Origin of the sequence: Rhizobium mayense (assembly GCF_030272705.1) — a bacterium.
In the GTDB taxonomy this organism is placed as follows: domain Bacteria; phylum Pseudomonadota; class Alphaproteobacteria; order Rhizobiales; family Rhizobiaceae; genus Rhizobium; species Rhizobium mayense.
In genome coordinates this window covers 328,033-341,629 of sequence record NZ_JARFYM010000001.1, presented here as the reverse complement: position 1 = coordinate 341,629, position 13,597 = coordinate 328,033, and the positions used below count along the sequence as shown (strand labels likewise).

The window sequence follows — 13,597 nt, the reverse complement described above, 5'->3', positions numbered from 1 at the left end:
GGCGAAGTGGCGATATGCCGCACGATTCCGCCCTGCTTTCAGCAATATCGATGCTTTGCCGTTCTGCGGCAAGATTTGCGCGGCATTATGACAAAGTTGTAATCTTGTCCGGGAACAACGGCACGTTTCGATGCCCGCCAGTAACCGGCCGCAAATATGTGCGGGGCGAACTGTTCAAAGGCTTGCACACGAAAGAATGTGCACTTTTTGTTCTATTTCCCGGCCGTTTCTTTTGCCTTTCAGGGCAGAATCATTACATTGAGCCGCATGACCATCGGACATGACGACATTCCCTTCTTTGACGAGGAGCCGGAGCACCTTGCTCCGCGCGCGGCGCCACACCGGCCCGCGCCAGCACCTGCCCCCGGCGGTGGCGGTATTGCGGCCCGCGCCATGGCGGCGCGCGATGGCGGCCGCCGGCCCGACTACCTCGCCGGCCTCAACCCGGAACAGGCGGAAGCGGTCGAGACGCTGGATGGCCCCGTACTGGTGCTGGCCGGCGCCGGCACCGGCAAGACGCGCGTGCTGACGACCCGCATCGCCCATATCTTGTCCACCAACCGCGCTTTTCCCTCGCAAATCCTCGCCGTCACCTTCACCAACAAGGCGGCGCGCGAGATGAAGGAGCGCATTGCGCTGCTCGTCGGCGGTGCCGTCGAGGGCATGCCCTGGCTCGGCACTTTCCACTCGATCGGCGTCAAGCTGCTGCGCCGCCATTCAGAGCTGGTCGGCCTCTCCTCGAGCTTCACCATTCTCGACACCGATGATGTCGTGCGCCTGATCAAGCAGTTGATCCAGGCGGAAGGGATAGACGACAAGCGTTGGCCCGCCAAGCAATTCGCTGGGATGATCGACACCTGGAAGAACAAGGGACTCGGTCCGGCGGACATTCCCGAGGGCGACGCCCGCGCCTTCGCCAACGGCAAGGGCCGCGAACTCTATACCGCCTATCAGGCTCGCCTGAAGACGCTGAATGCCTGCGACTTCGGCGACCTTTTGCTGCATCCGATCAATATGTTCCGACAAAACCCGGATGTACTAAAGGAATACCACAAACGCTTCCGCTACATCCTCGTCGACGAGTATCAGGACACAAATACCGCGCAATATATGTGGCTGCGTCTGCTGGCGCAGCGGCCGAAGGGCGAGCTGCAGAATGTCTGCTGCGTCGGCGACGACGACCAGTCGATCTACGGCTGGCGCGGCGCGGAAGTGGACAACATCCTGCGCTTCGAAAAGGATTTTCCAGGCGCCAAGGTGATCAAGCTGGAGCGCAACTATCGCTCCACCGAGCATATTCTCGGCGCCGCCGCCCATCTCATCGCCCATAACGAGGGCCGGCTCGGCAAAACGCTGTTCACCGACCGCTCCGATCCCGACGACATCAAGGTGCAGGTGCACGCTTCCTGGGATTCCGAGGAGGAAGCCCGCGCGATCGGCGAGGAGATCGAGCAGCTTCAGCGCAACAAGCACAATCTCAACGACATGGCGATCCTCGTGCGCGCCTCTTTCCAGATGCGCGAATTCGAAGATCGTTTCGTTACGCTCGGCCTCAACTATCGCGTGGTCGGCGGCCCGCGCTTCTACGAGCGCCTCGAAATCCGCGACGCCATGGCCTATTTCCGCCTCGTCTGCCAGCCGGCCGACGATCTCGCCTTCGAGCGCATCATCAATACGCCGAAGCGTGGCCTCGGCGACACCACGGTGCGCGCGCTTCACGACTACGCCCGCGTCCGCGATATCCCCATGCTGGCAGCGGCAGCTGATATCATCGAAACGGACGAGATGAAGCCGAAAGCGCGCAAGGCGCTGTTCGACGTCGTGCAATCCTTCCGCCGCTGGCAGGGCCTGCTCGAAAACACGCCGCATACCGAGCTTGCCGAGCAGATTCTCGAAGAGTCGGGGTATACCGACATGTGGAAGAACGACAAATCGGCGGAAGCACCGGGTCGCTTGGAAAACCTCAAGGAACTCATCCGCTCCATGGAAAGCTTCGAATCCATGCGCGGCTTCCTCGAACATGTCGCCCTCGTGATGGACGCCGAGCAGAACGAAGATCTGGATGCGGTCTCGATCATGACGCTGCACTCGGCGAAGGGCCTGGAATTCGATACGGTCTTCCTGCCCGGCTGGGAGGAAGGCCTTTTCCCGCACCAGCGCTCACTCGATGAATCTGGCCGCGCTGGCCTCGAGGAAGAACGCCGCCTCGCCTATGTCGGCCTCACCCGCGCCAAGCGCCACTGCCACATCTGGTTCGTCTCCAACCGCCGCATCCACGGCCTTTGGCAATCGACCATCCCCTCCCGCTTCCTCGACGAGCTGCCGGAAACCCATGTCGAAGTTGCTGAGATGGAGCAGTCCTACGGCGGTTACGGCCGCGGCGGCTACGGCCAGTCACGCTTCGACAAGGCCGATCCCTTCGCCAACACCTATTCCACCCCCGGCTGGAAACGTGCGCAAGCCAACAAGAACGACGCCACCCGCGACAACTGGGGCTCCCGCTCCGGTCATGCGGTCGAACGTATCGGCTACGGCGAAAGCGGCCCCAAAACCCGTACCATCGACGGCGAACTCGTCGCCAAATCCACCTCCTCCGAACCCTCCCGCTTCTCGGTCGGCGACCGCGTCTTCCACATGAAGTTCGGCAACGGCAATATATCGGAGATCGAGGGCAACAAGCTGACGATCAACTTCGATAAGGCGGGGCAGAAGCGTGTGCTGGATGGGTTTGTAGAGCGGGCGTGAGAGGTGCCGGCACCGCTCGGCCCCAACGCGCACACTTCGAGCCTTGGCGGCGCTCGGCTTTTGACCAAGTAAAATGGCTTGCATGGACTGGAGAAAAGCGGATTGCCTCTTAGTTCAAGAGGGGAAACGAGGAGCGAAGGGACTACGCAATGGCAAAGAACACGATCTGCGTGTGGTACGACAAGGACGCTGAAGCTGCCGCCCGCTTTTACGCCGAAACCTTTCCGGACAGCGCAGTGGGCGCGATCACCCGTGCGCCTGGAGATTATCCGAGCGGTCAGCAGGGAGATGTATTGGTTGTTGAATTCACCGTTGCGGGTATTCCTTGTATCGGTCTGAACGGCGGCCCCACGTTCAAACACAGCGAAGCCTTCTCGTTTCAGATCGCCACCGACGATCAGGAAGAAACCGACCGCTACTGGAACGCCATTGTCGGCAATGGCGGCCAGGAAAGTGCTTGCGGCTGGTGCAAGGACAAATGGGGTGTGTCCTGGCAGATCACGCCGCGCGTGCTGACGGAAGCGCTCGCGGTAGGCGGTGACGAGGCCAAGCGTGCTTTTGATGCGATGATGACCATGCGGAAGATCGACGTTAGTGCGATCGAAGCAGCTCGGCGGGGCTGAGGCCTCATTGCGTCTCCGCCGCCGCTAGGGAATGTCGCGCAAAATCAAGAACCTAAAGTGCGAGGAGCGAATCCGGGCAATCGCGATACGCTTCAAGGCACATGCTCCATCATGATCTGCGTGTGCAACATCGGCGCGTCGCTACCAAAATAGCTTTGGAGCAGCGGCAGGAAACCGTCCGACAGATAGAAATCCGTCAACGCGCGGTCGACTACCAGGCGGAAATCGCCATCGTCGCGCCTCAGAGCGATTGCATAGGGTTCATGCGTGAACAGACGATCGCCGACCTCGAGCGAGGACGGATTGCGCGCGCGCTTGGCAAGACTCATGAGTAGCACCTGATCAGCGAAATAGGCGTCAATCTTGCGTTCCTCCAGCGCCTTGAGCCCATCCTCATGCGTGTCGAAATCGGCGATCCGTGTTTTCGAAATCTCGGTGCTCTGCGCCTTGCGCAAAATTGCGTCCGTCGTCGTGTTTGCGCGCACGCCGATGACGCTGGTGGATGCGAGGTGCTGGCTAACGGGGCGAGGAGCGGCGGGTCTGTCCAGAAAAAGGGCCTGCAGGTAATCGGGCGAGTCCCTGCGCAGCAGCGCGCTCGCTCCGGTCAGGAAGATTGGCTGCGAGAAGTCGACGATTTCCCGCCTCTCCAGATTAACGGTGACCGCGCCGCAAAGCAGATCCACTTGACCGCTCTTGACGCCGTCGAAGCCGTTCGCGAGCGTCATCTCGACATATTCGCGCTTCAATTGCGGGACGACATGTTCGATTTCGTCAGCGACCTTGCCGCAGAGATCGACGGCGTATCCCGTCGGTTTTGCATCGGGCTTGCTGGAGGAGAACGGCGCCTCGTCGACGACATAGCCAATGCGCAGGGTTCCACGCTGTCGCAACGTGTCGAGCGTCCCGGCGCTCGCGGCGGAGGCCGACATGCAAACGGCAAGACCGACGAGCAGCAGCCACCTCATGCGCTTGGCCATTTCTGCATGCAGGACGACGGCACCAGCATATCCTCGTCTCCGTAAAGCGGATGATCACAAGGGCTCAACGCAGATTATGGCCTCGCGACCATTTGTCAATCGTAGATTGCTTAATAAAGGAGTAGCCGATGCGGTTTGATGTCTTCCTAAGCGCGCAAGTCAAGGGTCAACGGTCTGCACGAGATGCCCGGCATAAGATACGCCAACTCGTTGAAGCGCTTCGATTCATCGACAAGATAAGGCACGATTAGCCGCCGCCAACGGCGGAAGAGCGACGAGGAAGCCACCGCGAAACACTGCCAGTCTCCCGGTGACGCCATTCAATACCGCGCTACCTCTGGCGATAGAGGATCATGCCGCCGTGATGGAGCAGGCCGTCAATGAAGTCTCCATCGGCGGTGAAGCCGGTATCGTCCCAATAGTCGATGTGATTGCCGCGAACTTCATATCGCCCCTGATAGGCGCTTTCGCGCCGGCCGCGTGCCTCGTCATAGCGGCCGCTCGGCAGCAGGTTGTGACGCACTAGGCCATCGGCAGTAACCCACATACCGACATAGGGATGGCTTTGCTGCCTGGTCGCAGATGCGTCGGGCTTGTTGTTCATGATGGCGTAGACCTCGGATGACGAATGTAGCGCAGGCTGCAAGAGCCAAAGCGAGACTTTGGATAGATATTTACCTTGGCCGCTAAGCGCTGGCCGTGGGGCGCACGACGATCTCGTTGACATCGACATCCTCGGGCTGTTCGACGGCAAAGCGTACGGCGCGGGCGATGGCATCTGGCTTCAAGGCGATGGCGCGATAGGTCTTCATCGCTTCCGCGGCGACAGGATCAGTGATCGTATCGGCAAGCTCGCTTTCGACGACGCCGGGATGGATGCAGGTCACGCGCAATGTCTTGTGCTCTTGTCGCAATCCATCCGAGATCGCCCGCACCGCATATTTCGTGGCGCAATAGACCGCCGCTGTCGGGGAAACGGCAAGCGCTCCGATCGACGCAATGTTGATGATCTGGCCGGAATTGCGCGCGATCATCTCAGGCAGAACTGCCGCGATGCCGTAAAGCACGCCCTTGATGTTGACGTCGATCATCCGGTCCCACTCCTCGGCCTTGAGCGAAGCCATCAGCGACAGCGGCATCACGCCGGCATTGTTGACGATGACGTCGACGCGCCCCCATTTCTGCCGGGCGGCATTCACAAAAGCATCGAAGCTCTGGCGGTCCGTCACATCGAGGGGATGGGCAAGTACCGTGCCGCCCGCTGCACTCAATTCGTCGGCCAGCGCCTCCAAGCGCTCCATCCGCCTCGCGCCCAACGTCACTCTCGCGCCGGCGGCAGCAAGTTCGCGGGCAATGCCCTCCCCGATCCCGCTCGAAGCACCTGTGATCAGAATGACTTTATCCATCGGCATGACCTCATCCTTTCCTGGTCCGTATCATGAGGCCTTGACTGTACGGATTGGCTATTGTTTCGATAAGCCATCACTTTCTTGCCAGATTGGAAAGAAAAAATAACCAATGGATCCGGATCTGAATGCGCTCGCTGTCTTCGCACTCGTAGCAGAGGAAAGAAGCTTCCGGGCGACGGCAACACGGCTTGGCGTGACGCGCTCCGCCGTCAGCCAGACGATCCGTCGCCTCGAGGAAAACCTAGGCATCGCGCTCGTGCTGCGCACAACGCGCAGCGTCAGCCTCACCGAAGCCGGCGAGCGGCTCTATGAGAGGGTCGCTCCCGCTGTTGCTGAAATGCGCTCAGCGCTGGAGAAGACCGCGGCATTGACGGCGCATCCGCGCGGACGCTTGCGGCTTGCGGTATCCTCGATTGCCGAACGTTTCCTTGCAGGGCCGCTCCTTGCCGCCTTCGTCCACAAATATCCCGAGGTGGAACTGGATATCACCGTCACCGACGAGGAGTTCGACATCGCCGCCGAAGGCTATGACGCGGGCGTACGGCTGGGAGAGGTCATCGCGCAGGACATGATTGCCCTGCCGATCGCAGGTGCCGAGCGACAACTGGCCGTCTGCGCTCCATCCTACCGTGATCGTTTCGGCGTGCCGTCACATCCAGCCGAACTCGCCGGCTATGCCTGCATCGGCTGGCGTCCTTCACCGAAATCGGCACCCTATCGCTGGGAATTCGCTGAAGCAGGCAAGGAATTCAGCGTAGCGGTGCCGTCGACGATCACCACCAACGACATGAGCTTGATGATCAAGCTTGCAGTGGCCGGCGCCGGCATATCCTTCGGAATGGAGGAGAGCTTCCGCCCCTTCATTGGCCGCGGCGAGCTGATACCGATCCTCGAGGACTATTGCCCCTATTTTGCAGGCTTCTACCTCTACTATCCGAGCCGCAGAAACACCGCTCCGAAGCTTCGTGCCTTGATCGAGCACGTCAGGCGCGTTCCAGCCGGCGAAGATAATTAATTGGTAGAGGCGCGCCGTTATCGGCGGCCTGGAAGCGATACCCAGAGATTCCACATCCGCCAAAAGCTGGCCACCCCTCTCCGTCAATCGCATTGCTGCATTGCAAAATCGGCATCGCTAGCACGCTACCAATCTCGAACCAATCGCTTATATCGAGTATCGCGGCTCCGAGTTACAACGGCTCCGGCGCGCTCCCAGGAAGCCGCTGCCGGCCTGCCGTTCGGCACACCAAAGGGAACTCCACCCTTATCTGGCAAGACTAAAATTCGAGGACAAAGAAATGGCTGGCATAGCAACAAGCTCTGCGCCCGCTAGCGGTCGTGCGTCCACGCACCAGGGCCAGGGCAACTATCAATTCGCGCTCGTCGCACTGACCTCGCTCTTTTTCATGTGGGGTTTCATCACCTGTCTGAACGACATTCTCGTCCCGCATCTGAAGAGCGTCTTTCGGCTCAACTACACCCAATCGATGCTGATCCAGCTCTGCTTTTTCGGCTCGTATTTCATCGTCTCGCTGCCAGCGGGCGCGCTGGTCAAACGCATCAGCTATAAATGGGGCATTGTCGTCGGCCTTGTCATCGCTGCCATCGGCTGCGCCCTGTTCATCCCGGCCGCCAGCTTCCGCGTCTATGCCCTCTTCCTCGGCGCCCTCTTCGTCCTCGCCGCCGGCATTACCATCCTTCAGGTTGCGGCCAACCCCTATGTCACAGTGCTTGGTCCTCCGGACACCGCCGCAAGCCGCCTGAATCTGACACAGGCCTTCAATTCGCTCGGCACCACTCTCGCTCCCCTCCTCGGCGCCATGTTGATTCTCTCGGCCGCGACCGTCGCCGCCACCAACGCCACGCCGGAGCAGCTCGATGCGATGCGGCTTGCCGAAGCCGGTGCGGTGAAATTCCCATACCTGCTGCTCGCCTTGGCCTTCCTTGTGCTTGCCGCCGTGTTCGCAGCATTGAAGCTACCAGAGGTCGAAGACGAGGAGACGATCGAGCCCATGCGCGGCGGCGGATCGGCATGGCAATATCGCCACCTCGTGCTGGGCGCGGTCGGCATCTTTCTCTATGTCGGCGCGGAAGTCAGCGTCGGTAGCTTCCTCGTCAATTTCCTGAGCCAGCCGGATATCGCCCAACTGTCCGAACCCGATGCCGCCCATTACGTCTCCTATTTCTGGGGCGGCGCCATGATCGGCCGCTTCATAGGCTCGTTGGTCATGCGCCATATCGACGATGGCAAGGCGCTGGCCTTCAATGCGGCGATCGCTGCCATCCTGCTGCTGGTAACCGTGCTCTCGACCGGCCATGTCGCCATGTGGTCGGTGCTGGCAATCGGCCTTTTCAACTCCATCATGTTCCCGACAATCTTCAGCCTCGCGCTGCACGGTCTCGGCAAATATACCAGCCAGGGCTCCAGCATCCTTGTCCTCGCCATCGTCGGCGGCGCCATCCTGCCGGTCATCCAGGGTACGCTTGCCGATACCATCGGTATCCATCTCGCCTTCCTGATGCCGATCCTCTGCTATGCCTACATCGCCTACTATGGCCTTAAGGGCCACAAGCCTGCATAACCTTTGGAAAACCATCGCGCCCCGTCTGGCCGCCAGGCGGGGCGCAAAAGGCTTGATCCGGGGCGCAACGCTTGGCATCGTTGCAATGCGAGAAAAACGGGAGGACGGGGCATGAAAGCGCTGCTGTTGATCGACATCCAGAATGGTTTCTGCCCCGGCGGCAATCTGCCCGTGCCCGACGGAGATCAGGTGGTGCCTATCGCCAACAGGCTGATCGACAGTGGCAAATACGACATGGTGCTCGCCTCCCAGGATTGGCATCCCGCCGGCCACGGCAGCTTCGCCTCCTCCCATCCCGGCAAGAAACCCTTTGAAATGGGCATGCTCTCCAGCAAGCCGCAGATGATGTGGCCTGATCATTGCGTCCAGAACACCGAAGACGCCATGCTTCACCCTGATCTGAATGTCGATGGCATCGACTTCATCCAGCAGAAGGGCCAAAACCCGACCGTCGACAGCTATTCCGCCTTCCGCGACAATGATCAGGCCGCCCTTACAGGCCTTGCCGCGCATCTGCGGGCCGAGGGTGTTACCCAACTCGACCTCTGCGGGCTGGCGACGGATTACTGCGTGAAATTCTCGGCCCTGGACGCCATTGAAATGCTGCCCGGCGTTACCGTTCGCTTCATCGAGGACGCCAGCCGCGGCATCGATCCCAATGGCGTCAAGGCCGCGATCAACGAAATGCGGACGCGTGGCGTCGCCATCATCGACAGCAAAGAAGCGCTTGCCTAAAATTCCCCCTATCAGGCTAAACCTTCCCTAAAGAAAATAGCGCAAGCTGTTCCCGGTATTGAAGATATTGGGACATTTTGCGTGCAGTCGATCACCATCAACGGCCGTTTCCTCAGTCAGCCTTTATCGGGCGTGCAACGTTTCGCCCGCGAGCTGACGTTGGCGCTCGACCGCAAGATCGCTGCAGGCGCCGTGCCCGCTGCGCTGAAGGGCATCAACTGGCGGCTCGCCGTTCCGCGCGATACGCCGGTCGATATTGGACTTTCGGCCATATCGGTTGACGCGTTCAGCTCCGGTCCCGGTCATGTCTGGGAGCAAACGGCGTTGCTCGCCCATTCCCGCGGTGGCCGGTTGATCGGCTTCGGTGGCAGCGGCCCGCTGCTGCATCGCCGCCAGGCCGTGGTCATTCATGACGTGACGATCTTCCGTCATCCGCAATCGTTCAAGCGCAGCTATCGGCTGTTACACGGCGCGCTCGGCTCGGTGCTGACCCGCACCGCCAAGATCGGCACCGTGTCGGAATTCTCGCGCCAGGAACTCGCCTCCGTCTTCCACGTCCCTTCCGACGGCATCGATGTCGTCTACAACGCCGTCGATCATTTCGCCGCCATCGAGCCGGACGAAACGATCATCCGGCGCCTGGGCCTCAAAACCAATGGCTTCTTCCTGCTGGTCGGCACTATGAAGCCGAACAAGAACCTCGATTTCGCTATCCGCGCCTTTGAAGCTCTGCGCGATCCCGATCAGAAACTGGTGGTCGTCGGCGGCACTGCGCCGACCGTGTTCAAGTCGGATGGTCCCGAATCAAACGATCACATGCTCTTCCCCGGCCGGCTGAGCGATGCGGAAGTCGCCGCCCTCGAGCGCCATGCCACCGCTTTCGTCTTCCCGAGTCTCTATGAAGGTTTCGGCATCCCGCCGCTCGAAGCCATGACGCAGGGCTGCCCGGTGCTCGCCGCTGATATCCCCGCAGTACGCGAGGCCTCCGGCGCCGCCGCGCTCTATTTCGATCCGACGCGGCAGGATGAACTGGTTGCGGCCATGCGCCTGATCGCCGGCGACGAAAAGCTGCGCGAGGACCTGCGCAAAAGAGGCCGCGAGAATGTCGCCCGTTTCTCGTGGGACCACAGCGCCGACCGGGTGCTGACCATGCTGGAAGATCTCTAACTCAGGACACGGCCTGCCGGCGGAACATCGTGACGAAATAGCTGTGGAGGCCGAGCAGACAGAAGGCCGCGCCGCCGGCGATCCCAGCGCCGACCGAAATCCACAGCGAATAATCGAAGCCGGCGGTCGCCAGCACCGGTACGGCGAGCCCTGCAGCGGAAAGCACGACTGGCTGCCAGACGAAATCGAATGGCAGCGCCATCAGCACTTTCACGCCGATCACCATTGCGATCAGCGCGCCCACCATGCCGCCCGCCATCAGCGCGCCATCGCTGAAGGAGACAAGATAACCGCCGGCAAGCGCGCCTGCATTGAGCAGCGCGCAATCCACCACCGCCAGCAGAAAGATAGCCAGCAGCCGATGGCGCAGATGCGCCGGCGTCGGCAGCATGTTGAGCGTCAAGGCCCGGCAGACCGATAGGCCGGTAACGAACGGTGCCGCACTCAGAAACCCATCGCGCAGGCCCTGCGCAATGACGAAATGACCAACCGGTTGCAGCAGCGCAAAGATCCCCGCCGCCGTCATCAGCGTGAAACCCGTGAGCAGCGAATAATAAGCGCCAAGTTGCCGCCTGAATGCCGGTGTCGCCCCCTCGCGGTCGTAGGTTGCGACCACATCGGGATACTGGATGGCCTGCAGAGCCGAGACGATGAGCACGAAAGGCCTCTGCAGCAGGTCGAGCGCCAGCAACGCGCCCGCTGCCCCTCCTGCCCCCAATGCCGCCGTCAGGATCGACTTCAGCCCCAGCGGCGCCAAAAGCCCGATGACAGAAGCACCGGCCGCGACACTGCCATAGACAAAATGCTTCCGCACCAGCGGCAGTTCGATACCGGCCGCCTCGCGCAGACTGTTGCGGGTAAGGTACATCGCTAGCGCACCATAGGCGATATAGCCGGCGAGCAGGCCGGCCACCGCAGACGCAAAATTCGGCATGATCGCCGCACCGGCCAAAGTGCCGACCGCCAGGATGGTGGCCCGCGACCCCTGCAGCCGCGAGAAGGCACGAAACTCTTGGCGGAACCGCAGCATGGTCAGATGCAGGTCGCTGCCACCCTGAAAGACCGCCACCAGACCCCCGAGCACTGCGATCTCCGCCGGCACGGCGAAAAGGGTCGACGCGACCGCAGCCACGAGACAGATCACAGCGCAAGCAGCAAATTCGGCGGTTAATGCTGTACGCTCCGCCGCCTCGCTGCCCGGCGCCTGGCCCGGATAGAAGCGGCTGCAGGCGAAACGGACCCATTCGAAACAGAAGATCGCTGCGAACTGGCTGATGGAGATGAACAGCGAATAGGCCGCATAATCCGCCGGCGACAACAAATGCGCGACCGCGATCAGCAGCCCGAAGGCCACCGCCGCCTGATAAAAATATGCCGCCAACGCTACGATCTTTGCCATGGCGGCACCTAACATCAAAAAGCTGAGAAAAGCGCTAAGCTATATGCGCAACAGATAAAATGGACTATCGCCATAGGCGTCCTTGAATTGCTTTTTTGCACCGCACACGTTAGAAGGACCCGCCAAATCAGAGCGGTCGGAGGCGGCGAGGCGTTGGATGGCGCCGGTCCGTGGAGGAGTGTCAGCATGGAAACGATCGGCACGATAGCTGCATTGCGCGAACACCTTGCTTCCTACCGCAGAGCGGGAAAAAGCATCGGCCTGGTGCCGACCATGGGCTATCTGCATGCCGGCCATATGGAACTGGTTGCTCGCGCCAGGGCTGAAAATGACATCGTCGTCGTGTCGATCTTCGTCAACCCGCTGCAATTCGGCGTCAACGAGGACCTTGCAAAATATCCGCGCGATCTCGAGCGCGACAGCGATATGCTGCGCGATGGCGAAGTCGACTTCCTCTTCGCGCCCGGTGTGACCGACATGTATCCGCGACCGATGGCGACGCTCGTCGACGTGCCGAAGCTCGGTATGGAACTAGAGGGCGCAGTTCGCCCCGGCCATTTCTCCGGCGTCTGCACGGTCGTCACCAAGCTTTTCAACATCGTCCAGCCCGACAGAGCCTATTTCGGTGAAAAGGACTATCAGCAGGTGGCTATCATCCGCCGCATGGTGGACGATCTGGCCCAACCGGTCCGCATCGTGGCGGTGCCGACCGTGCGCGATGCCGATGGCTTGGCGCTGTCCTCACGCAACACCTATCTCTCGACGGAAGAACGCGCCGCCGCAGTCATCGTGCCGAAGGCGCTGGCAGAAGCCGAACGACTCTATGCTGAAGGCGCCGATGATCCTGCCGCTTTCGAGGCGGCCCTGCGCGCGTTTATCGCCAGCGAGCCGTTGGCAACGCCCGAAGTCGCCGCAATCCGCAATCCCGATACTCTGGAGCCGCTGACGAGCCTGCAGGGCCAGCCCATCCTCATCGCCCTCTTCGTCCGTGTCGGCACGACCCGACTACTGGACAATCGCGTCATCGGTCTCAAGCAGACCACCAACTACAAGGCCACCTGAGATGAGCACGATCGGACAGACCAAGCGGACCACCACGGCTCAGATCGAAGCCATGAAGGGCACACGCCCGATCGTCAGCCTCACGGCCTACACGACGCCGATCGCCCGTCTTCTCGACCAGCATTGCGACCTGCTGCTGGTCGGCGATTCCCTTGGCATGGTTCTCTACGGCATGGAATCGACGGTCGGCGTGACGTTGGAAATGATGATCGCCCATGGTCAGGGCGTCATGCGCGGCGCAAAAAAAGCCTGCGTCATCGTCGACCTGCCCTTCGGCTCCTATCAGGAATCGAAGGAACAGGCCTTTCGCAATGCGGCACGCATTTTGAAGGAAACCGGCTGCAACGGCGTCAAGCTGGAGGGCGGCGAAGAAATGGCTGAGACCGTTGCCTTCCTCACCCAACGTGGCGTGCCGGTCTTCGGCCATGTGGGACTGATGCCGCAACTGATCAACACCACCGGCGGCTATCGCTCGCTCGGACGCTCCGACAAGGAAGCCGACAAGATCCGGCGGGATGCAAAAGCAATCGCCGAGGCCGGAGCCTTCGCCCTTGTCGTTGAAGGTACGGTGGAGCCGGTCGCCCGCGAGATCACCCAGTCAATTGCGATCCCCACCATCGGCATCGGCGCGTCAGCGGCCTGCGACGGCCAGATTCTCGTCTCCGACGATATGCTCGGCCTCTTCAACGATTTCAAACCCCGCTTCGTGAAGCATTTTGCCGAGCTGGCGCCGGTGGTTTCAAAGGCGGCCGAGGCCTATGCGGAAGAGGTCAAGGCACGGACATTTCCGGGCGCGGAACATGTATTTCCGGTGAAAAAATAGCGGGCATGCCGCCGGCCCACGCCAACTTTGCTCTTCCGCTCGAAGTTCCGATAGAATGCTCGTAAGGCAGCAATCGAA

General features: G+C 60.9%; 13 protein-coding genes. 8 read left to right on the top strand and 5 right to left on the bottom strand.

The annotated features are described in order from the left end of the window. The first annotated feature begins 267 nt into the window (after window positions 1-267). Window positions 268-2,745, top strand: coding sequence for an ATP-dependent helicase (locus PY649_RS01670; protein WP_285866560.1), 2,478 nt, complete (start codon window positions 268-270; stop codon window positions 2,743-2,745). Between the two features lie 149 nt (window positions 2,746-2,894). Further along, window positions 2,895-3,368 (top strand): VOC family protein, encoded by a 474-nt coding sequence (locus tag PY649_RS01665; RefSeq protein ID WP_285866347.1) that lies wholly within the window; start codon window positions 2,895-2,897, stop codon window positions 3,366-3,368. A gap of 92 nt (window positions 3,369-3,460) precedes the next feature. Here PY649_RS01665 and PY649_RS01660 read toward each other — a convergent pair whose 3' ends face one another. The 4 genes from PY649_RS01660 to PY649_RS01645 form a co-directional block, all read right to left on the bottom strand. Next, a complete protein-coding gene (locus PY649_RS01660; protein WP_285866346.1) occupies window positions 3,461-4,345 on the bottom strand; it encodes an amino acid ABC transporter substrate-binding protein in 885 nt (294 codons plus the stop codon). Window positions 4,346-4,491: 146 nt separating this feature from the next. Beyond that, the gene (locus PY649_RS01655) at window positions 4,492-4,665 is read right to left on the bottom strand and encodes a winged helix-turn-helix transcriptional regulator (protein ID WP_349644400.1); all 174 of its coding nucleotides are present in this window, start codon (window positions 4,663-4,665) and stop codon (window positions 4,492-4,494) included. An 11-nt stretch (window positions 4,666-4,676) separates the two neighbouring features. Further along, the gene (locus PY649_RS01650) at window positions 4,677-4,949 is read right to left on the bottom strand and encodes an Atu4866 domain-containing protein (protein ID WP_285866344.1); all 273 of its coding nucleotides are present in this window, start codon (window positions 4,947-4,949) and stop codon (window positions 4,677-4,679) included. An 82-nt stretch (window positions 4,950-5,031) separates the two neighbouring features. Further along, window positions 5,032-5,757, bottom strand: coding sequence for an SDR family oxidoreductase (locus PY649_RS01645; RefSeq protein ID WP_285866343.1), 726 nt, complete (start codon window positions 5,755-5,757; stop codon window positions 5,032-5,034). A 106-nt stretch (window positions 5,758-5,863) separates the two neighbouring features. Between PY649_RS01645 and PY649_RS01640 the strand changes: the two genes are divergently transcribed. From PY649_RS01640 to PY649_RS01625, 4 genes are all read left to right on the top strand, one after another. Then, complete coding sequence (locus tag PY649_RS01640; RefSeq protein WP_285866342.1) at window positions 5,864-6,769, top strand: LysR substrate-binding domain-containing protein; 906 nt, start codon at window positions 5,864-5,866, stop codon at window positions 6,767-6,769. Between the two features lie 280 nt (window positions 6,770-7,049). Next, window positions 7,050-8,333, top strand: a complete 1,284-nt coding sequence (gene fucP, locus PY649_RS01635) for an L-fucose:H+ symporter permease (protein WP_285866341.1) — start codon at window positions 7,050-7,052, stop codon at window positions 8,331-8,333. Window positions 8,334-8,444: 111 nt separating this feature from the next. Further along, window positions 8,445-9,068 carry a bifunctional nicotinamidase/pyrazinamidase gene (gene pncA, locus PY649_RS01630; protein ID WP_285866340.1) on the top strand — a complete coding sequence of 208 codons (624 nt, stop codon included), beginning with the start codon at window positions 8,445-8,447 and terminating at the stop codon, window positions 9,066-9,068. A gap of 81 nt (window positions 9,069-9,149) precedes the next feature. After that, window positions 9,150-10,235 (top strand): glycosyltransferase family 4 protein, encoded by a 1,086-nt coding sequence (locus PY649_RS01625; protein ID WP_285866339.1) that lies wholly within the window; start codon window positions 9,150-9,152, stop codon window positions 10,233-10,235. Between the two features lies 1 nt (window position 10,236). Here PY649_RS01625 and PY649_RS01620 read toward each other — a convergent pair whose 3' ends face one another. After that, window positions 10,237-11,634 carry a hypothetical protein gene (locus PY649_RS01620; RefSeq protein WP_285866338.1) on the bottom strand — a complete coding sequence of 466 codons (1,398 nt, stop codon included), beginning with the start codon at window positions 11,632-11,634 and terminating at the stop codon, window positions 10,237-10,239. Between the two features lie 186 nt (window positions 11,635-11,820). On the opposite strand from PY649_RS01620, the gene panC reads away from it, so the two are divergent. Together panC and panB are read left to right on the top strand one after the other, a co-directional pair. Further along, complete coding sequence (gene panC / locus PY649_RS01615) at window positions 11,821-12,696, top strand: pantoate--beta-alanine ligase (protein ID WP_285866337.1); 876 nt, start codon at window positions 11,821-11,823, stop codon at window positions 12,694-12,696. Between the two features lies 1 nt (window position 12,697). Beyond that, window positions 12,698-13,519, top strand: coding sequence for a 3-methyl-2-oxobutanoate hydroxymethyltransferase (gene panB / locus PY649_RS01610; protein WP_285866336.1), 822 nt, complete (start codon window positions 12,698-12,700; stop codon window positions 13,517-13,519). Window positions 13,520-13,597: the final 78 nt, after the last annotated feature.

Coding starts and splice junctions, on each gene's coding strand:
- PY649_RS01670 (WP_285866560.1), top strand. CDS start 268: ATGACCATCGGACATGACGACATTCCCTTCTTTGACGAGGAGCCGGAG.
- PY649_RS01620 (WP_285866338.1), bottom strand. CDS start 11,634: ATGGCAAAGATCGTAGCGTTGGCGGCATATTTTTATCAGGCGGCGGTG.
- PY649_RS01660 (WP_285866346.1), bottom strand. CDS start 4,345: ATGGCCAAGCGCATGAGGTGGCTGCTGCTCGTCGGTCTTGCCGTTTGC.
- PY649_RS01645 (WP_285866343.1), bottom strand. CDS start 5,757: ATGCCGATGGATAAAGTCATTCTGATCACAGGTGCTTCGAGCGGGATC.
- PY649_RS01650 (WP_285866344.1), bottom strand. CDS start 4,949: ATGAACAACAAGCCCGACGCATCTGCGACCAGGCAGCAAAGCCATCCC.
- pncA (WP_285866340.1), top strand. CDS start 8,445: ATGAAAGCGCTGCTGTTGATCGACATCCAGAATGGTTTCTGCCCCGGC.
- PY649_RS01640 (WP_285866342.1), top strand. CDS start 5,864: ATGGATCCGGATCTGAATGCGCTCGCTGTCTTCGCACTCGTAGCAGAG.
- PY649_RS01665 (WP_285866347.1), top strand. CDS start 2,895: ATGGCAAAGAACACGATCTGCGTGTGGTACGACAAGGACGCTGAAGCT.
- panC (WP_285866337.1), top strand. CDS start 11,821: ATGGAAACGATCGGCACGATAGCTGCATTGCGCGAACACCTTGCTTCC.
- panB (WP_285866336.1), top strand. CDS start 12,698: ATGAGCACGATCGGACAGACCAAGCGGACCACCACGGCTCAGATCGAA.
- fucP (WP_285866341.1), top strand. CDS start 7,050: ATGGCTGGCATAGCAACAAGCTCTGCGCCCGCTAGCGGTCGTGCGTCC.
- PY649_RS01655 (WP_349644400.1), bottom strand. CDS start 4,665: ATGGCGTCACCGGGAGACTGGCAGTGTTTCGCGGTGGCTTCCTCGTCG.